Origin of the sequence: Pseudomonas sp. SWRI18, from assembly GCF_014268345.1 — a bacterium.
Classification (GTDB): domain Bacteria; phylum Pseudomonadota; class Gammaproteobacteria; order Pseudomonadales; family Pseudomonadaceae; genus Aquipseudomonas; species Aquipseudomonas cedrina.
This window is the reverse complement of sequence record NZ_JACCQQ010000001.1, coordinates 311130-329828: the sequence shown is the minus strand read 5'-3', so window position 1 is coordinate 329828 and position 18699 is coordinate 311130. Positions and strand designations below refer to the sequence as shown.

The 18699-nt window shown below is 61.9% G+C and carries 17 protein-coding genes; 10 read left to right on the top strand and 7 right to left on the bottom strand.

The genetic code is table 11. The annotated features are described in order from the left end of the window. Positions 1 to 50: 50 nt before the first annotated feature. From H0Z09_RS01470 to H0Z09_RS01445, 6 genes are read left to right on the top strand one after another with little or no spacing between them, the layout of a single operon-like run. Positions 51 to 221 (top strand): lipoprotein, encoded by a 171-nt coding sequence (locus tag H0Z09_RS01470; RefSeq protein ID WP_010207449.1) that lies wholly within the window; start codon positions 51 to 53, stop codon positions 219 to 221. Positions 222 to 230: 9 nt separating this feature from the next. Beyond that, entirely contained in the window at positions 231 to 1478 is a 1248-nt protein-coding gene (gene lysA, locus H0Z09_RS01465; protein ID WP_186686417.1) for a diaminopimelate decarboxylase, read from the top strand. Between the two features lie 3 nt (positions 1479 to 1481). Continuing rightward, entirely contained in the window at positions 1482 to 2312 is an 831-nt protein-coding gene (gene dapF / locus H0Z09_RS01460) for a diaminopimelate epimerase (protein WP_076952009.1), read from the top strand. Between the two features lie 13 nt (positions 2313 to 2325). Next, positions 2326 to 3042: a DUF484 family protein gene (locus H0Z09_RS01455; protein WP_186686414.1), complete on the top strand. Its 717-nt coding sequence runs from the start codon at positions 2326 to 2328 to the stop codon at positions 3040 to 3042. A 2-nt stretch (positions 3043 to 3044) separates the two neighbouring features. After that, positions 3045 to 3944 (top strand): tyrosine recombinase XerC, encoded by a 900-nt coding sequence (xerC, locus tag H0Z09_RS01450; protein ID WP_076952011.1) that lies wholly within the window; start codon positions 3045 to 3047, stop codon positions 3942 to 3944. Continuing rightward, entirely contained in the window at positions 3941 to 4642 is a 702-nt protein-coding gene (locus H0Z09_RS01445; RefSeq protein WP_186686411.1) for an HAD-IA family hydrolase, read from the top strand. The genes xerC and H0Z09_RS01445 overlap by 4 nt, the downstream gene beginning before the upstream one ends. Before the next feature lie 95 nt (positions 4643 to 4737). On the opposite strand, the gene sutA is transcribed toward H0Z09_RS01445, so the two are convergent. The 4 genes from sutA to glnK form a co-directional block, all read right to left on the bottom strand. Then, positions 4738 to 5070, bottom strand: a complete 333-nt coding sequence (gene sutA / locus H0Z09_RS01440) for a transcriptional regulator SutA (protein WP_169374915.1) — start codon at positions 5068 to 5070, stop codon at positions 4738 to 4740. Between the two features lie 101 nt (positions 5071 to 5171). Then, positions 5172 to 5597, bottom strand: coding sequence for a secondary thiamine-phosphate synthase enzyme YjbQ (locus tag H0Z09_RS01435; protein ID WP_017845176.1), 426 nt, complete (start codon positions 5595 to 5597; stop codon positions 5172 to 5174). A 209-nt stretch (positions 5598 to 5806) separates the two neighbouring features. Next, on the bottom strand, positions 5807 to 7144 hold the full coding sequence (locus H0Z09_RS01430; RefSeq protein WP_076952014.1) for an ammonium transporter: 1338 nt from the start codon (positions 7142 to 7144) through the stop codon (positions 5807 to 5809). A 34-nt stretch (positions 7145 to 7178) separates the two neighbouring features. After that, positions 7179 to 7517: a P-II family nitrogen regulator gene (gene glnK, locus H0Z09_RS01425; protein WP_002555808.1), complete on the bottom strand. Its 339-nt coding sequence runs from the start codon at positions 7515 to 7517 to the stop codon at positions 7179 to 7181. Between the two features lie 422 nt (positions 7518 to 7939). On the opposite strand from glnK, the gene H0Z09_RS01420 reads away from it, so the two are divergent. Together H0Z09_RS01420 and H0Z09_RS01415 are read left to right on the top strand one after the other, a co-directional pair. Beyond that, on the top strand, positions 7940 to 8203 hold the full coding sequence (locus tag H0Z09_RS01420; RefSeq protein ID WP_186686408.1) for an accessory factor UbiK family protein: 264 nt from the start codon (positions 7940 to 7942) through the stop codon (positions 8201 to 8203). A 154-nt stretch (positions 8204 to 8357) separates the two neighbouring features. Beyond that, positions 8358 to 9854: a YifB family Mg chelatase-like AAA ATPase gene (locus H0Z09_RS01415; protein ID WP_186686405.1), complete on the top strand. Its 1497-nt coding sequence runs from the start codon at positions 8358 to 8360 to the stop codon at positions 9852 to 9854. Positions 9855 to 9977: 123 nt separating this feature from the next. Here the strand turns inward: H0Z09_RS01415 and H0Z09_RS01410 are convergent, their stop codons facing one another. Together H0Z09_RS01410 and H0Z09_RS01405 are read right to left on the bottom strand one after the other, a co-directional pair. Next, entirely contained in the window at positions 9978 to 11954 is a 1977-nt protein-coding gene (locus H0Z09_RS01410; RefSeq protein WP_186686402.1) for a methyl-accepting chemotaxis protein, read from the bottom strand. A gap of 158 nt (positions 11955 to 12112) precedes the next feature. Then, positions 12113 to 13051, bottom strand: a complete 939-nt coding sequence (locus H0Z09_RS01405) for a LysR substrate-binding domain-containing protein (protein ID WP_186686399.1) — start codon at positions 13049 to 13051, stop codon at positions 12113 to 12115. Positions 13052 to 13188: 137 nt separating this feature from the next. Between H0Z09_RS01405 and H0Z09_RS01400 the strand changes: the two genes are divergently transcribed. Beyond that, complete coding sequence (locus H0Z09_RS01400; protein ID WP_186686396.1) at positions 13189 to 14592, top strand: NorM family multidrug efflux MATE transporter; 1404 nt, start codon at positions 13189 to 13191, stop codon at positions 14590 to 14592. A 124-nt stretch (positions 14593 to 14716) separates the two neighbouring features. On the opposite strand, the gene H0Z09_RS01395 is transcribed toward H0Z09_RS01400, so the two are convergent. Further along, the gene (locus tag H0Z09_RS01395) at positions 14717 to 16381 is read right to left on the bottom strand and encodes a bifunctional diguanylate cyclase/phosphodiesterase (protein WP_076952020.1); all 1665 of its coding nucleotides are present in this window, start codon (positions 16379 to 16381) and stop codon (positions 14717 to 14719) included. Positions 16382 to 16637: 256 nt separating this feature from the next. On the opposite strand from H0Z09_RS01395, the gene rep reads away from it, so the two are divergent. Then, a complete protein-coding gene (gene rep, locus H0Z09_RS01390) occupies positions 16638 to 18647 on the top strand; it encodes a DNA helicase Rep (protein ID WP_076952021.1) in 2010 nt (669 codons plus the stop codon). The last annotated feature ends 52 nt before the right edge of the window (positions 18648 to 18699 follow it).

The window sequence follows — 18699 nt, the reverse complement described above, 5'->3', positions numbered from 1 at the left end:
GGGTGGTCGGTATACTCGGGCGCAATTAATGCATATTCAAGGATTTCGCCATGAAGCGCCTGATCTCTTCCCTTGCTGCGCTCGTCGCGGTCGCTTGCCTCGTTAGTGCCTGTGGTCAAAAAGGCCCGTTGTACCTGCCCGATGACAGCAAAGACCCGAATGAGCAGGCGCAATCGTCGCAAAAGCCGTCAAAAGCACATAAGCACGATACCTACGAATAAGGGAACTCCATGGACGCTTTTAACTACCGGGACGGCGAGCTGTTCGCGGAAGGCGTGGCGTTGTCCGCGATTGCCGAGCGCTTTGGTACCCCGACCTATGTGTATTCCCGTGCACATATCGAAGCCCAATACCGTTCCTTCACCGACCCATTGGACGGCGTGCCGCACTTGGTGTGCTACGCGGTCAAGGCCAACTCCAACCTGGGTGTACTGAATGTCCTGGCGCGCCTGGGCGCCGGTTTCGACATCGTGTCCCGTGGCGAGCTGGAACGTGTACTGGCTGCCGGCGGCAAGGCTGACAAGATCGTTTTCTCCGGCGTCGGCAAGAGCCGCGATGACATGCGCCGCGCCCTCGAAGTGGGTGTGCATTGCTTCAACGTCGAGTCCACCGACGAGCTGGAGCGCTTGCAGGTCGTGGCCGCCGAGATGGGCGTTCGCGCGCCGATCTCGCTGCGCGTCAACCCGGACGTCGATGCTGGCACCCACCCGTACATTTCCACCGGTCTCAAAGAGAACAAGTTCGGCATCGCCATTGCCGACGCCGAGGACGTGTACATCCGCGCCGCGCAGTTGCCGAACCTTGAAGTACTGGGCGTCGACTGTCATATCGGCTCGCAACTGACCAGCCTGCCGCCCTTCCTCGATGCGCTCGACCGCCTGCTGGCGTTGACCGACCGTCTCGGCGAGTGTGGCATCTACCTGCAGCATATCGACCTGGGTGGCGGTGTGGGCGTGCAGTATCGCGACGAAGAGCCGCCGCTGATCGCCGATTACATCCGCGCCGTGCGCGAGCGTACCGAGGGCCGTGGCCTGGCGCTGATGTTCGAGCCGGGCCGCTATATCGTCGCCAACGCCGGCGTACTGCTGACCCAGGTCGAGTACCTCAAGCACACCGAATACAAGGATTTCGCCATCGTCGATGCGGCGATGAACGACCTGATCCGCCCGGCGCTGTACCAGGCCTGGATGAACGTCACCGCCGTGACGCCTCGCGACAGCGAAGCGCGCGTCTATGACATCGTCGGCCCGATCTGCGAGACCGGCGACTTCCTGGCCAAGGAGCGTCAGTTGGCCCTGGAAGAAGGTGACCTGCTGGCCGTGCATTCGGCCGGTGCCTATGGGTTTGTCATGAGTTCCAACTACAACACCCGCGGACGTGCCGCCGAGGTGCTGGTGGACGGTGATCAAGCGATTGAAGTGCGTCGCCGCGAGACGGTAGCCGAGTTGTATGCTGGCGAAAGCCTGCTGCCGGAGTAAGCCATGCTGCTGCGTTTTACCAAGATGCACGGGCTGGGCAATGATTTCATGGTCCTCGACCTGGTCAGCCAGCACGCGCACATCCTGCCCAAACACGCTAAACAGTGGGGCGACCGTCATACCGGCATCGGTTTCGACCAATTGCTGCTGGTGGAAGCGCCGACCAACCCGGAGGTGGATTTCCGCTACCGGATCTTCAACTCCGACGGTTCCGAAGTGGAACAGTGCGGCAACGGTGCGCGCTGCTTCGCACGCTTTGTGCTGGACAAGCGCCTGACCGCCAAACGGCAGATTCGCGTCGAGACCAAGGGCGGCGTGATCGAACTGGACATCCGCAGTGACGGCCAGATCAGCGTCAACATGGGCGCGCCACGCCTGGTGCCAGCGGACATTCCGTTCCAGGCGCCCGAGCAGGCCCTCAGTTATGCGCTGGACGTGGACGGCAAGACCGTGGATATCGCCGCCGTGTCCATGGGCAACCCCCACGCCGTGCTGCGGGTCCACGACATCAACAACGCGCCCGTGCATGAACTGGGGCCGAAGATCGAACACCACCCGCGCTTTCCGGCACGAGTCAATGTGGGCTTCCTGCAGGTGATCGACCGTTCCCGCGCGCAATTGCGTGTGTGGGAACGCGGCGCCGGCGAAACCCAGGCCTGCGGTACCGGTGCCTGCGCCGCTGCCGTGGCCGCGATCAGCCAGGGCTGGATGGATTCGCCGCTGCTGATCGACCTGCCCGGCGGACGCTTGTCCATCGAGTGGGCAGGCCCTGGCCACCCAGTGATGATGACTGGGCCGGCCTCGCGCGTATACGAAGGACAGGTCCGTCTATGAGTGAGTCAAGCCAATGACCGATAAGCCTCAAGTACCCGCACACGCCAACCCGAGCGATAGCCTGGAGGCCGCTGCCGTCGCGGCGTACCTTGAGGCTAATCCGGACTTCTTCGTCGAACACGAAGAGTTGCTCGCGGCCCTGCGCATTCCGCACCAGCGCGGCGACACCGTGTCGCTGGTGGAGCGGCAGATGAAGATCCTGCGCGAGCGCAATATCGAGATGCGCCACAAGCTCTCGCACCTGATGGACGTCGCCCGCGACAACGACCGCCTGTTCGACAAGACGCGCCGACTGATCCTGACCCTGATGGACGCCAGCAGCCTGGAAGAAACGGTCATCGCCGTGGAAGACAGCCTGCGTCAGGATTTCCAGGTGCCCTTTGTCAGCCTGATCCTGTTCAGCGACAACCCGATGCCGGTGGGTCGCTGGGTCAGCGGCAGCGACGCGCAGACTGCCATCGGTGGTTTGCTGTCCGAGGGCAAGACCATCAGCGGCACCTTGCGCGAGCATGAACTGGACTTCCTGTTTGGCGCCGAGCAGCGCCAGCAGATCGGCTCAACCGCCGTGGTCGCCCTCAGCCATCAAGGCCTGCATGGCGTGCTGGCCATCGCCAGCCGCGATCCCGCGCACTACAAGAGCTCGGTGGGCACGTTGTTCCTGACCTATATCGCCGAAGTACTCGGCCGCGTATTGCCGCGTTTCACCACTGCCCTGCGCGCGGTGCGCTAGCCATGGAACGGCAACTGGACGCTTACTGCGCTCACCTGCGCAACGAGCGCCAGGTGTCGCCCCACACCCTGGAAGCCTACCGCCGGGACTTGAACAAGGTCCTGGCGTTCTGCGAGAAACACCAGATCACCAGCTGGAAAGCCCTGGATATCCAGAGCCTGCGCAGCCTGGTCGCGCGCCTGCACCAGGCGGGCCAGTCCTCGCGCAGCCTGTCGCGCCTGCTCTCGGCGGTACGTGGGCTCTATCATTACCTGAACCGTGAAGGCTTGTGCGACCACGACCCGGCCAACGGCCTGTCGCCGCCCAAGGGCGAGCGGCGCCTGCCCAAGACCCTGGACACCGACCGCGCCCTGCAATTGCTGGATGGCGCCGTCGAGGATGACTTCCTGGCCCAGCGTGACCAGGCGATCCTGGAACTGTTCTATTCTTCGGGCCTGCGCCTGTCGGAGCTGACCGGCCTGAACCTGGATCAATTGGACCTGGCGGACGGCCTGGTGCAAGTGCTCGGCAAAGGCAGCAAGACCCGCGTGCTGCCGGTTGGCCGCAAGGCGCAGGAAGCCTTGCAGCGCTGGCTACCGCTGCGATTGCTGGCCAACCCGGCGGATGACGCGGTATTTGTCAGCCAGCAAGGTCGGCGCCTGGGGCCACGGGCGATTCAGATGCGCGTCAAGGCAGCCGGCGAGCGCGAATTGGGGCAGAACCTGCACCCGCACATGCTGCGACACTCATTTGCCAGCCATTTGCTGGAGTCGTCCCAGGACTTGCGCGCGGTGCAGGAGTTGCTCGGCCACTCCGACATCAAGACCACACAGATCTACACCCACCTGGATTTCCAACACCTGGCGACGGTGTACGACAGCGCCCATCCACGGGCCAAACGCATCAAGGGCGGCGACTCATGAGTATCAAGCTGATCACCTTCGACCTGGACGACACACTCTGGGACAACGTACCCGTCATCATCAGCGCCGAAGCGTCGATGCGCGAATGGCTGGCGGTCCACGCCACCAAGGTGGGCGACCTGCCCCTGGAGCATTTCGCCAGTTTGCGTCAGCAGGTGCTGGAGCGTTATCCCGAGCTGAAGCACCGCATCAGCCTGCTGCGTCACCGGGTGTTGATGCATGCGTTTGAAGAGGCCGGTTATCCACAGCCTGAAGCCACGCAAATGGCGGATGTGTGCTACGAAGCGTTCATTCATGCGCGGCATCAACTCACTGTATTTCCTGAAGCCGAGCCGATGTTGAAGGCCCTGCGCCAGCACTTTTTGCTGGGCGTGATCACCAACGGCAATGCCGATGTGCAGCGCGTGGGCCTGGCGGACTATTTCCACTTTGCCCTGCGTGCCGAAGATATCGGCATCTCCAAACCGGATGCGCGCTTGTTTCAGGAGGCGTTGCAACGTGGTGGGGTGGATGCCGGTGCGGCGGTGCATGTGGGCGACCATCCCGGGGATGACATTGCCGGGGCGCAGCAGGCCGGGCTGCGGGCGGTGTGGTTCAACCCGACGGGCAAGGCGTGGGAAGGGGATAAAGCCCCAGATGCGCAAATTCGCAGCCTCACTGAGTTGCCGCCATTACTGAGTAGCTGGAATCAACGCTGACCCCATGTGGGAATTGGGGCAAGCCAGCAGTTTTGCACCAGCCATGAAAAAGCCCGCAGCGACGGCGGGCCTTTTCGGCAAGCGGGAGGCAAACCTTAAATAGGTCGGCTGCCGTACTTGTTGTCCGGCTTCTTCGGTGGATCCGCAACCACATTGGGCTCGACTTCGACCACTTTGCCGCCTTTGGCGAGGAATTCTTCCATCGCACGGGCCAGGGCATCGCGCTCTTTGTTCTTGGCCTCAACGCTGGGCAGTTCGTCTACCGAAACGGCAGCCTTGGCTTTGCCTTTGGCTTTGGGAGCCGCATCATCGCCAGCACTGTCATCGAGGTCTTCAGCAACGTCATCAGCCGCCACTTCAAGACTTTCTTCAGTGTCCTCTTCGTCACCTACTTCAAGGTCGTCGTTTTCCAGATCATCGTCGCTCATGTTCTACCTCATGACTTGCGAAAAGCAGATTAGTTATAGCCCAGCTTCACCCTCTGTCGAGGCAGCCGGAAAAAATCAACGTCCACAGGATTCCCAGTGGCTTATGCCCCATCACCGTGCAAGGTGGCGAGGACTTTACGGGCACCGCCATGATCGCGGTGCTCGCCCAGATAAACACCTTGCCAGGTCCCCATCGCCAAGCGGCCGGCCTTGACCGGCAAACTCAGCTGGCAGCCCAGGAGACTGGCCTTGAAGTGCGCCGGCAGATCATCCGGACCCTCGTCGTTGTGTTCGAACCCTGCACGCCCTTGCGGCACCAGCGAGTTGAAAAAACGCTCGAAGTCACGGCGAACCGCCGGGTCGGCGTTCTCGTTGATCGTCAACGAGGCCGAGGTGTGCTGCAGCCATAGATGCAACAGACCCACGCGACACGCCTTTAATTCAGGCAGGCCGGCCAGCAACTCATCGGTCACCAGGTGAAAGCCCCGAGGCTTGGCCCGCAGGGTAATCAGGGTCTGTTGCCACATACAGTTCTCCGCCCATCGGCGCGCATTCTAGCGCGCTCTGGAAAAAAACAAAGTGCCGAATATGCCCACATGCCTGTAAGACATTCGCACCCTTGAAAGTGCCGTATGCATCCCATCACAAATGCGGCGCAAAACCGGCACGGATTGTTATGACTGACAAACGCCAGGCAAAAAAATGCCCGGCAAGCCGGGCATTTTTTTTCGCGTACTTACAAGTTGTAGCCGCGCTCGTTGTGTTGCGCCAGGTCGAGGCCGACAGCCTCTTCCTCTTCGGTTACCCGCAGGCCCATGACCATGTCCAGTACCTTGAGGATGACGTAGGTCACGATCGCTGTGTAGAGCACAGTGAAGCCCACGCCTTTGCACTGGATCCAGACCTGTGCGGCGACGTCCGTCACCGTGCCGAAGCCGCCCAATGCAGGCGCTGCGAACACACCGGTGAGGATCGCACCGACGATACCGCCGATACCGTGCACGCCGAATGCGTCCAGGGAGTCATCGTAGCCCAGCTTGCGCTTGAGGCTGGTCGCGCAGAAGAAGCAGATCACACCGGCGACCAGACCGATCACCAGGGCGCCCATCGGGCCCACGGTGCCAGCGGCCGGAGTGATTGCAACCAGGCCGGCCACTACGCCCGAGGCGATGCCCAGTGCGCTTGGCTTACCGTGGGTGATCCACTCGGCGAACATCCAGCCCAGCGCTGCGGCAGCGGTCGCAATCTGGGTGACGAGCATCGCCATGCCGGCAGTGCCGTTGGCCGCGGCGGCGGAGCCGGCGTTGAAGCCGAACCAGCCGATCCACAGCATGGCCGCACCGATCAGGGTGTAACCGAGGTTATGCGGCGCCATCGGGGTGGTCGGGAAGCCTTTACGCTTGCCGAGCACGATGCACGCTACCAGGCCAGCCACACCGGCGTTGATGTGCACCACGGTGCCACCGGCGAAGTCCAGCACGCCCCAGTCCCACATCAAGCCACCGTTACCGCTCCACACCATGTGCGCGATTGGCGCATAGACCAGGGTGAACCAGATAGCCATGAAGATCAGCATCGCGGAGAACTTCATGCGTTCGGCGAACGCACCGACGATGAGTGCCGGGGTGATGATGGCGAAGGTCATCTGGAAGGTGATGAACACCGCTTCCGGGAACAGCGCCGCAGGCCCGGTGATGCTGGCCGGGGTAACGCCCGCCAGGAACGCCTTGCCCATGCCGCCGAAGAAGGAATTGAAGTTGACCACACCCTGTTCCATACCGGTGGTATCGAACGCGATGCTGTAGCCGTAGACAACCCACAGGATGCTGATCAAGCCAGTGATGGCAAAACATTGCATCATCACCGACAGAATATTCTTGGAGCGAACCATGCCGCCGTAGAACAGCGCCAGGCCGGGGATGGTCATGAACAGCACCAAAGCGGTGGCGGTCAGCATCCACGCGGTGTCGCCGGAATTGAGGACTGGAGCAGCCACTTCGTCTGCCGCCATGGCCAGGCTTGGCATTACGATGGACAACAGGGCTCCGAGCCCTGCGAATTTACGCAGAGTCATATTGTTTTCTCCTGGGGCGTTGGGGTTTGGCGGCTTAGATTGCGTCGGTATCGGTTTCGCCGGTACGGATGCGAATAGCCTGTTCCAGATTGACCACGAAGATCTTGCCGTCACCAATCTTGCCGGTGTTGGCGGCCTTGGTTATCGCCTCGATAACCCGGTCAAGATCCTTGTCGTCAATGGCGACATCAATCTTCACCTTCGGCAGGAAATCGACCACGTATTCCGCGCCGCGATACAGCTCGGTATGACCCTTCTGCCGACCGAAGCCCTTGACCTCAGTAACGGTAATGCCCTGCACGCCGATCTCGGACAACGACTCGCGTACATCGTCCAACTTGAACGGCTTGATGATGGCAGTGACTAGCTTCATGAAAACTCTCTCCCGAATTGGTGGACTTGCCCCAGGAAAACAAACCCGTCTCAAGTCTAAGCGCAGTGCCTGGCTTTGTAACGCATCGTCGCCTCGGCATTTGCCTTTGCGACGCCAGCGAACCACTGGTGACGAAACCTGTACCCCTGATCCGTCGGCGCACTGCATTCGTCACAGCGACTGCATCAGTGCATGGGTCATGATCGTCTAAGCAGAAACCTTGCCAGCTCCGTAAAAACCACTGAAATCAGTGCTTTGCTCACTTATGCCCACCCTCGAAGCTTTCCGGCGGCGCCAATGCGCACAAAAACAGTGCGCCTGCGCCCGGCACCCCGCGCGAAAACCGTGCACTCGCCACCGTGAAAAGACTATAGACGCTGCGTGATACACTGCCCGCCAACAGTTATTCCGGAATATTTCCCATGCTCGCGCCCAAAGACCTCCTCGACGCCCTGAGCGGCCACGCCTCTCGCTTGTTCAGCGGTGAAACCCAATTGCCTCGCAATGAAATCGAAAGCCAGTTCAAGGCGCTGCTGCAAAGCGGCTTCAGCAAACTCGACCTGGTGAGCCGCGAAGAGTTTGATAGCCAGATGGTGGTGCTTGCGCGCACCCGTGCACGGTTGGAGAGCCTGGAGGCGAAAGTGGCCGAACTGGAAGCCAGGCTCACACCCACTATTACTGAATAAACGCGTTCAATGTGGGAGCTGGCTTGCCTGCTCCCACACGGGTCCTGCGCACGCTCACGGATACGTTCTGTAAAACCTCCCCCGCAGCGCTTTCCCCCACCTCGTCTACCCTTGAAAAACCGCAGGAAGCGGCCTCCCCTTTCAAGGAACGAGCATGTCCCTCGCCATCGTCCATAGCCGCGCCCAGATCGGCGTCGAAGCCCCCGCCGTCACTGTCGAAGTGCACATGGCCAATGGTTTGCCGTCCCTGACACTCGTGGGCCTGCCGGAAACGGCGGTCAAGGAAAGCAAAGACCGCGTGCGCAGCGCCATCCTCAATTCGGCCCTGCAATACCCGGCCCGCCGCATCACGCTCAACCTCGCGCCCGCCGACCTGCCCAAGGACGGCGGGCGTTTTGATTTGGCGATTGCCCTGGGGATCCTGGCGGCCAGCGTCCAGGTGCCGGCGTTGATGCTTGATGATGTGGAATGCCTGGGTGAGTTGGCGCTGTCCGGCGAGGTGCGGGCAGTCAAGGGTGTGTTGCCTGCCGCGCTGGCGGCGCGCAAGGCCGGGCGCACCGTGATAGTGCCTCGGGCGAATGCCGAGGAAGCGTGCCTGGCGTCGGGGTTGAGGGTGATTGCCGTGGATCACTTGCTGCAGGTCGTGGCACACCTGAACGGGCATGTGCCGATTGAGCCCTACAAGTCCGATGGCTTGCTGTATCTGAATAAACCTTACCCGGATCTGAGTGAGGTCCAGGGCCAACTGGCGGCCAAGCGCGCATTACTGATCGCCGCGGCGGGTGCGCATAACCTGTTGTTCAGCGGGCCGCCCGGTACCGGCAAGACCTTGCTCGCCAGCCGGCTGCCCGGCCTGCTGCCACCGTTGAGTGAGCAGGAAGCCCTGGAAGTCGCCGCGATACAGTCGGTGGTCAGTCTTGCGCCGCTGAGCCATTGGCCGCACCGGCCATTTCGCCAGCCACACCACTCGGCATCAGGGCCGGCGCTGGTGGGCGGTGGATCAAAGCCGCAACCGGGGGAAATTACCCTGGCCCATCACGGCGTACTGTTCCTGGATGAATTGCCGGAGTTTGATCGCAAGGTGTTGGAAGTACTGCGCGAGCCTTTGGAATCGGGGCATATCGTGATTTCCCGCGCCCGTGACCGCGTGAGCTTTCCGGCACGCTTCCAACTGGTGGCCGCCATGAACCCCTGCCCTTGCGGCTACCTGGGCGAACCCAGCGGGCGTTGTCGCTGTACACCGGAGCAGATTCAGCGCTACCGCAACAAACTGTCCGGGCCGTTGATGGATCGTATCGACCTGCATCTGACCGTCGCACGGGAAGCCACTGCGTTGAATCCAACCCAACAGGCTGGTGATAACACGGCAAAGGCGGCGGCAGAGGTGGCCAAGGCCCGGGAACGCCAGGAGCGGCGTCAGGGTTGTGCGAATGCCTTCCTTGATCTGCCCGGGCTGCGCAAGCACTGCAAGCTGGTAAAGGTGGATGAAGGCTGGCTCGAGACCGCCTGCGAGCGACTGACGTTGTCGTTGCGCGCGGCCCATCGCCTGCTCAAGGTGGCACGTACCCTGGCGGATCTGGATCAAGTGGATGCCATCACCCGAGACCATCTCAAGGAGGCTTTGCAATACCGCCCGGCGGCGATCACGTGAGCCTTACACAGTCCCCAATGTGGGAGCGGGCTTTCTCGCGAATGCGGTGTGTCTGTCGCCGGACTAGTTGACTGATCCACCGCCTTCGCGAGCAAGCCCGCTCCCACACTGAACGGCAGTATTTCAGCGGAAGCGGTCTACCTCATGCCGCAAGCCCGCCGCCAACGTTTCAAGTTCCTTGGCCGTAATCGCCAGGTTGGACACCACCTCACGCTGTTCGCTGTTGGCCAGCGCAATGCTCTGCAGGTTGCTGCTGAGCAAGGTCGCGGTGCTGCTCTGTTCCTGGGTGGCGGTGGTGATCGCAGCGAACTGCTGACCGGCCGAGCGGCTTTGTTCGTCGATGCGCGCCAGCGCCGAAGCGACATCGGCATTGCGCGACAGGCCTTCCTGCATCAGCGCGTTACCCTGCTCCATGGTGCTGATGGCGTTGCCGGTTTCCTGCTGGATGCTCTGGATCATCCCGGAAATTTCATCGGTGGCCTGGCGTGTGCGCGAAGCCAGGTTGCGCACTTCGTCGGCGACCACGGCAAAACCACGCCCCTGCTCACCCGCCCGTGCGGCTTCAATGGCGGCGTTGAGCGCCAGCAGGTTGGTCTGTTCGGCAATCGACGTGATCACCCCGACGATGCCGCCGATTTCCTGGGAGCGTTGGCCCAAGGTATTGATCACCGCAGCGGTGCTGTTCAGGGCGGCGGCGATGTGTTCCAGGGACGACGAGGCCTCTTGCATCGAGTTACGCCCGATGCGGGTTTGCTGAGCGTTCTCCTGGGCCAGGCGCTCGGTGGCGCCCATGTTGTCGGCGATGTTCAGCGAGGTGGCGCTGAACTCTTCCACCGCGCCGGCCATGCTGGTGATTTCGCCGGACTGCTGCTCCATGCCTTCATAGGCGCCGCCAGACAAGCCGGACAACGCCTGGGCGCGGCTGTTGACCTGTTCGGCCGCCGTGCGAATGTGCGAGACCATGGTCGACAACGCTTCACCCATCTGGTTGAAACTGCGCGCCAGTTGGCCGATTTCGTCATGGCTGGACACGTTCAGGCGTGCGCTCAAGTCACCCGCGCCCAAGGCTTCGGCCTGGCGCACCAGATCGCTCAACGGTGCCAGCTTGCTGCGCAGCAGCCACACCGTGGCGCCGACCGCCAACAGCATCGCCAGCACGCTGCCGATCACCAGGCGAAGGCCGACATCCCAGGTCACCGAGCGAATCTCGGCCTTGGGCATACTGGCTACCACGGCCCAGGGTCCGCCTTCGAAAGGGACCGAGACGCTATAAAAGTCTTCGCTTTTGTCGGCCCAGAAGCGGCCCACACCCGGGGTCTTGGCCAAGTCCAGCATCACTGGAACCGCCTGGTCAGGCGTCTGCACGCCGGCGGGCGGCACCAGCCAGCGTTTTTGCTCATCCAGCAGCGCCAGAGAACCCGTCTGGCCGATCCTGAAACGCTTGAGGTTTTCGAACTGCGTGTTCTGAGCGTCGGTATAGTCGAAACCGATGAACAACACCGCAATCACTTTGCCGCTGGCGTCGCGCACCGGGCTGTATTGAGTCATGTAGGAGCGATCGAACAACACCGCACGACCGATGTAGGTCTGCCCGCTGGAAACACGCGGATACGCCGGCCCATTGCGATCGAGCACGGTGCCGATGGCGCGATTGCCATCCTGCTTGGTCAGGGAGGTGCTGACGCGGATGAAGTCGTCGCCGCTGCGCACGAATACCGTGGCCACGCCGCCGGACATCTGCTTGAACTCGTCGACTTTGTCGAAGTTGTTATTCAGGACCTCGCTGCCCAAGTACAGGCTCGGCGTCTGTACACCGGCGACGGCGACTGGCTGGTCCGCCCGCACGCTCAAGCCGGCGCTGAAGCGCTTCTCGAACAGCCCCGTCAGACGCTCGGTACTCTCGCGCAGCGTACTGTGGAACGTATTGAGCTGGTCAGCGAGCAGTCGCGCCTCGCTGGCCAAGTGCTCCTCACGCGTAGCGAGGTTGGCGGCGTCCAGCGAACGCAGGGCAAAAACGGTGCTGCCACCAATGGCGACAGCCAGGATCACGGCGAGCGCGATACCTAATTGAGAGGCGATCCGAGCGCGAGGTTGAGACATGACAGCTCCTGGCCGAGGCCAGGATCATCCTGATCTCATCGCTACTCGGCTAATTATCTAGTGAGGAATCGTTGGTGCACGACTGTTCCAACACACCTTCTTCGGCTGGCAGAGACAATACTTGAGCGCGTCACAGGGATATCTCGCAAACGATTGCATCACGGTATTGCCCGCACCTGATTGAGGCGTTCCACCTGAGGCAAATCCATGGCGTTGACTTCCGCCTGAAGAAACTCCGCCAGCCGCCGCAAACGCTCGCCGCCGGGGCGGGTTTTCGGCCAGACCAGGTAGTAGCTTTCGCCACTGGCCACGGCGGTTGGCCATGGCAGGCTGAGCCGGCCCTGGGCCACGTCTTCGGCCACCATCAGCAAGTCCCCCATGGACACGCCGTAGCCTCGGGCCGCGGCGATCATGCCGAGCTCGAGAGTATCGAATACCTGACCACCCTTGAGCGACACCTGGGACGACAGCCCCATGCGCTCCAGCCAGTTGCGCCAATCGCGACGATCGGGCGTGGGGTGCAGCAATTCGGCAGTGGCCAGGCGGGCCGCGTCCCAGGGGCCATCCTCCAACAGGTTCGGCGCGCCCACGGGAATCAGCAGCTCCGGGAACAGATAACACGCCTCCCAGTCCGCCGGAAAATGCCCGAAGCTCAACAGTACCGCGCAATCGAAGGGTTCCTGGTTGAAGTCCACTTCGTCAATGCTCATCCAGGCGCTGGTCAGTTGCACCTCATTGCCCGGCTGCAAGGCCCGGAAGCGACTGAGCCGCGCCAACAGCCAGCGCATGGTCAAGGTCGACGGCGCCTTCATGCGCAGGATGTCATCTTCTGCGTTCAGGGTATGGCAGGCGCGTTCCAGTGCGGCGAAGCCTTCGCGCACGCCCGGCAACAACAGGCGCGCCGCTTCAGTGAGCTGCAAGGTTCGACCGTTGCGCTGGAACAGGCGGCAAGCGAAGTGCTCCTCCAGCGTGCGGACATGTCGGCTCACCGCACTTTGCGTAATGGACAATTCCTCCGCCGCGCGGGTAAAGGAGTTATGCCGAGAAGCGGCTTCGAAGGCACGCAAGGCATAAAGCGGAGGAAGACGACGCGACATATAGAAACCTCCCACAAGGCAATTCCGCACACTAGCATGAGTTTAAGTCATGTGAACGATCGCATTTATCCCTTTGTGCAATGGGCTGGGAGCGCCGAGAATCAACCCTTCCTTAACCCTCCGACTTTTCGAGCGTGATGATCATGCAGCATCCGGCACGTACCGAACTCTGGGCAATCCTGCGGCTTTCAGGGCCGTTGATTGCCTCACAGTTGGCGCACATGCTGATGGTGCTGACCGACACCTTGATGATGGCTCGCCTGAGCCCCGAAGCCTTGGCCGGTGGCGGCCTGGGCGCGGCGAGCTACTCGTTCGTGTCGATTTTCTGCATTGGTGTGATTGCCGCCGTGGGCACGCTGGTTGCCATTCGTCACGGCGCGGGTGATATCGAAGGCGCCACTCGCCTGACCCAGGCCGGGCTATGGCTGGCTTGGCTGATGGCCTTGGCGGCCGGCCTGCTGCTGTGGAACCTCGAACCGCTGCTGCTGATGTTTGGCCAGACCGAAACCAACGTGCACTCGGCAGGGCAGTTCCTGACGATCTTGCCGTTCGCCCTGCCCGGCTACTTGAGTTTCATGGCCCTGCGCGGCTTCACCAGCGCCATCGGCAAGGCGACGCCCGTGATGGTGATCAGCCTCGGTGGCACGGTGCTTAACTACCTGCTCAACCACGCGCTGATCGAGGGCATGTTCGGCCTGCCCAAACTTGGCCTGATGGGCATCGGCCTGGTCACCGCCATCGTCGCCAATGGCATGGCGCTGGCTCTGATGTGGTATATCCGCAGCAACCGCAGCTACGCCGCTTACCCACTGAGCGCCGGTTTGCTGCGCCTCGATACCCGGTACCTGCGCGAGCTGTGGCGCCTCGGCCTGCCGATTGGCGGCACCTACGCGGTGGAAGTCGGCCTGTTCGCCTTCGCGGCGTTGTGCATGGGCACCATGGGCAGCACGCAGTTGGCGGCGCATCAGATCGCACTGCAGATCGTTTCGGTGGCCTTTATGGTGCCGGCGGGGATGTCCTACGCGGTCACCATGCGCATCGGCCAGCATTACGGTGCCGGGCAGTTGTTGCAGGCACGCATGGCCGGGCGCGTCGGCATCGGTTTTGGCGCAGCGGTGATGTTGGGATTTGCCGCCGTGCTGTGGCTTTATTCCGATCCGCTGATCGGACTGCTAATCGACCACAACGACCCGGCGTTCCATGACGTGATTGTCCTGGCCGTCAGCCTGCTCGCCGTTGCCGCCTGGTTCGAACTGTTCGACGGCGTGCAAACCATCGCCATGGGTTGTATTCGCGGGCTCAAGGACGCCAAGACCACCTTCCTGATCGGTGCGGGTTGCTATTGGCTGATTGGCGCGCCGTCGGCCTGGCTGATGGCCTTCACCCTGGACTGGGGGCCGACCGGCGTGTGGTGGGGATTGGCCCTGGGCTTGGCGTGCGCGGCGGTCAGCCTGACCTGGGCGTTCGAGGCGAAGATGAAGCGGATGATTCGGCGCGAGCCCGAAACCTACAGCACCTTACAGGCTGCCCAGCCGGACTGAAGGATGCACGCGGTCAGTGTGGGAGCTGGCTTGCCTGCGATTGCAGTGTGTCAGCCAAGAATTTGCTGGCTGGGCCACCGCTATCGCAGGCAAGCCAGCTCCCACATTCGATCGGGTTTGCAACTTAGCCCAGCAGAGCCTGTTGGCCCTTCGCGAACGTCAGGTAATCGACCAATTCCGGCAACGGCAGTGGCTTGCTGATCAAATAACCCTGGGCCTGGTCACACCCGAACAAGCGTAACAACGCAAGCTGCTCAGGGGTTTCCACACCCTCGGCAACCACTTCCAGATTGAGGTTGTGGGCCAGGTTGATCATGGCATGCACCAACTTGCGGTTCTCTTCGCGCTCTTCCATGCCGCCGACAAAGCTCTTGTCGATCTTCAACAAGGCAATCGGCAGGCTGTTGAGGTGCACGAACGACGAGAAGCCGGTGCCGAAATCATCCAGTGAAAACCGCACACCGAGACGGCCGAGGGCGTCCATGGTCTGCTTGACCAGGTCGCTGCGGCGCATCACGGCGGTTTCGGTGAGCTCGAACTCGAGCCATTGCGCCTCCACGCCACGCTCGGCAATCAGCCGGCTAAGGGTCGAGAGCAACTGGCTGTCCTGAAACTGTCGGAACGACAGGTTGACCGCCATGTGCAAAGGCGGCAGGCCACGTTCGCGCAGGTCCTGCATGTCGCGCAGGGCGCGGGAGATAACCCAGTAGCCCAAAGGGACAATCAGGCCGCTTTGCTCGGCCAAGGGCACGAATTCGCTCGGCGGCAACAGGCCACGCTCGCCATGGCGCCAGCGCACCAAGGCTTCCAGGCCGACGATATGCCCGTCGTCCAGGTCCAGCCGCGGCTGGTAATGCAGCTCCAGCTCGTCACGACGCAAGGCACGGCGCAGCTCGCTTTCCAGGTCGGCGAGGCTGCGCGCGTTGCGGTTGATACGTTCGTTGAAGATATGAAAGGTGCAGCCCTGTGTGCTTTTGGCTTGTTGCATGGCGATATGGGCGTGCCACATCAACGGGTCGGCGCCAGCACGGGCGCGGGCATGCGCCACGCCCAGGCTGCAACCGATCAGCAGGCTTTCGCCATCCACCCAATAGGCTTCGGCCATGACTTCGGTGATGCGCTCGGCCATCCACTCGGCACGCTGGGGCGCACGACGGGTGTCGATCAACAGGGCGAATTCGTCGCTGCCCAGGCGCGCCAGTTGGTCCCCGGCTTCGAGCTGGCTCTTGAGCCGCGAGACCACTTGCAGGATCAACCGGTCGCCAGCCTGGTGGCCAAGGGCGTCGTTGGCATGCCGGAAGTTGTCGAGGTCCAGGTGACCAAGGGCCAGGCCGCGGCCTTCGTTCTCGGCCAGGCGCGCGGTCAGCAGGGTCTGGAAGCCCTGGCGATTGGCGATGCCGGTGAGCGGGTCCTGTTCGGCCAGGCGCTGCAGGGTGTTTTCCAGCAGCCCGCGCTCGCGCACGTGGCGCAGGCAGCGGCGCAGCGTATCGGCGTTCAATCCATCACGGACCAGCCAATCGCTGACGCCAAGGGGTGCTACCAGCGGTTCCTGCTCGAGCAGCAACACGCACGGCAAGCTGCAACGGCCAGGGCCGGGTTGCAGGCTGGGCGTGGTCAATAGCACGGCGCTGTGGTCGTCATCGAACAGACGACTCACGGACGCCCAGTTTGGCGCGCTGATCAGCACAGCCCCATCGCCCATCGGCGCCAGGCACTCGCGCAACAACGCTGCCCACGCTGGCTCATCGGCCAGCAGCAGCAAACGCAAGGGTTCGACAGGCGTAGACAAGCTAGCTCCCTAGACTCTGCAAGATTTCGTTGGCGGCGGGCATTATGACCTGCGCCCCGATAATCACCAATGATAGGGCTTACCAAACACGCGAACTGTAAAGATTAGTCTCATATAACCCCCACATCCTGCGGCAAAGTAGCAAAACCGGCAAATTTAGATCGAGTGGTACGTCACACTGTCGTTCTGACAGGGCAGAATCCTGCCAGCCTGTTAAAATGCCCGCCCTTTTGAATAACGACTCCCTGAACTGCGTATGTCCCGACTCAACCCCCGGCAGCAAGAAGCCGTGAACTACGTCGGCGGCCCTCTATTGGTGCTCGCCGGTGCAGGCTCCGGCAAGACCAGCGTGATCACCCGCAAGATCGCGCACCTGATCCAGAACTGCGGCATCCGCGCCCAGTACATCGTCGCCATGACCTTTACCAACAAGGCCGCGCGCGAGATGAAAGAGCGCGTCGGCACCCTGCTCAAGGGTGGCGAAGGCCGTGGCCTCACTGTGTGCACGTTCCACAACCTGGGCCTGAACATCATCCGCAAGGAGCATGCGCGGCTGGGCTACAAGCCGGGCTTCTCGATCTTCGACGAGACCGACGTCAAGGCCCTGATGACCGACATCATGCAGAAGGAATACGCGGGCGACGACGGCGTCGACGAGATCAAGAACATGATCGGCGCCTGGAAAAACGACCTGATCCTGCCCGCCCAGGCCCTGGAAAACGCACGCAACCCCAAGGAGCAGACCGCCGCCATCGTCTACACCCACTACCAGCGCACGCTTAAAGCGTTCAACGCAGTGGATTTCGACGACCTGATCCTGCAGCCGGTCAAGCTGTTCCAGGAACACGCCGACATCCTTGAGAAGTGGCAGAACAAGGTGCGCTACCTGCTGGTGGACGAATACCAGGACACCAACGCCAGCCAGTATCTGCTGGTGAAGCTGCTGATCGGCACGCGCAACCAGTTCACCGTGGTGGGCGATGACGACCAGTCGATCTACGCCTGGCGCGGCGCGCGCCCGGAAAACCTGATGCTGCTCAAGGTCGACTACCCGTCCTTGAAAGTAGTGATGCTGGAGCAGAACTACCGCTCCACCAGCCGCATCCTGCGCTGCGCCAACGTGCTGATCTCCAACAACCCCCACGAATTCGAAAAACAACTGTGGAGCGAGATGGGCCACGGCGACGAAATCCGTGTGATCCGCTGCCGCAACGAAGACGCCGAAGCCGAGCGCGTGGCCGTGGAAATCCTCAGCCTGCACCTGCGCACCGACCGGCCCTACAGCGATTTCGCCATCCTGTACCGGGGCAACTACCAGGCCAAGTTGATCGAGCTGAAACTGCAGCACCATCAGATTCCCTATCGCTTGTCAGGCGGCAACAGCTTTTTCGGACGCCAGGAAGTCAAGGACCTGATGGCCTACTTCCGCTTGATCGTGAACCCGGACGACGACAACGCTTTCCTGCGCGTGATCAACGTGCCCCGTCGGGAAATCGGCTCCACGACCCTGGAAAAGCTCGGCAACTACGCCACTGAACGCAAGATCTCGATGTACGCCGCCACCGATGAAATCGGCCTGGGCGAACATCTGGACACGCGTTTCACCGATCGCCTGTCGCGCTTCAAGCGCTTTATGGACAAGGTGCGCGAGCAATGCGCCGGCGAAGACCCGATCAGCGCCCTGCGCAGCATGGTCATGGACATCGACTACGAGAACTGGCTGCGCACCAACAGCTCCAGCGACAAGGCCGCGGATTACCGCATGGGCAACGTCTGGTTCCTGATCGAAGCGCTGAAGAACACCCTGGAAAAAGACGAAGACGGCGAAATGACCGTCGAAGACGCCATCGGCAAGCTGGTGCTGCGCGACATGCTCGAGCGCCAGCAAGAAGAGGAAGACGGCGCCGAGGGCGTGCAGATGATGACCTTGCATGCCTCCAAGGGCCTGGAATTTCCCTACGTGTTCATCATGGGCATGGAAGAGGAAATTCTCCCGCACCGCTCCAGCATCGAGGCCGACACCATTGAAGAAGAACGCCGACTGGCCTACGTGGGTATTACCCGCGCGCGTCAGACCCTGGCCTTCACCTTTGCCGCCAAGCGCAAGCAATACGGCGAAATCATCGACTGTGCCCCCAGCCGCTTCCTCGATGAGCTGCCGCCGGACGACCTCGCCTGGGAAGGCAATGACGACACGCCCACCGAGGTGAAGGCCGTTCGCGGCAACACCGCCCTGGCGGATATACGCGCCATGTTAAAACGCTAGAATCGACTACTTTTTAATCTACTTTCGGCGCACACCCGCCATTAGAGGAAGC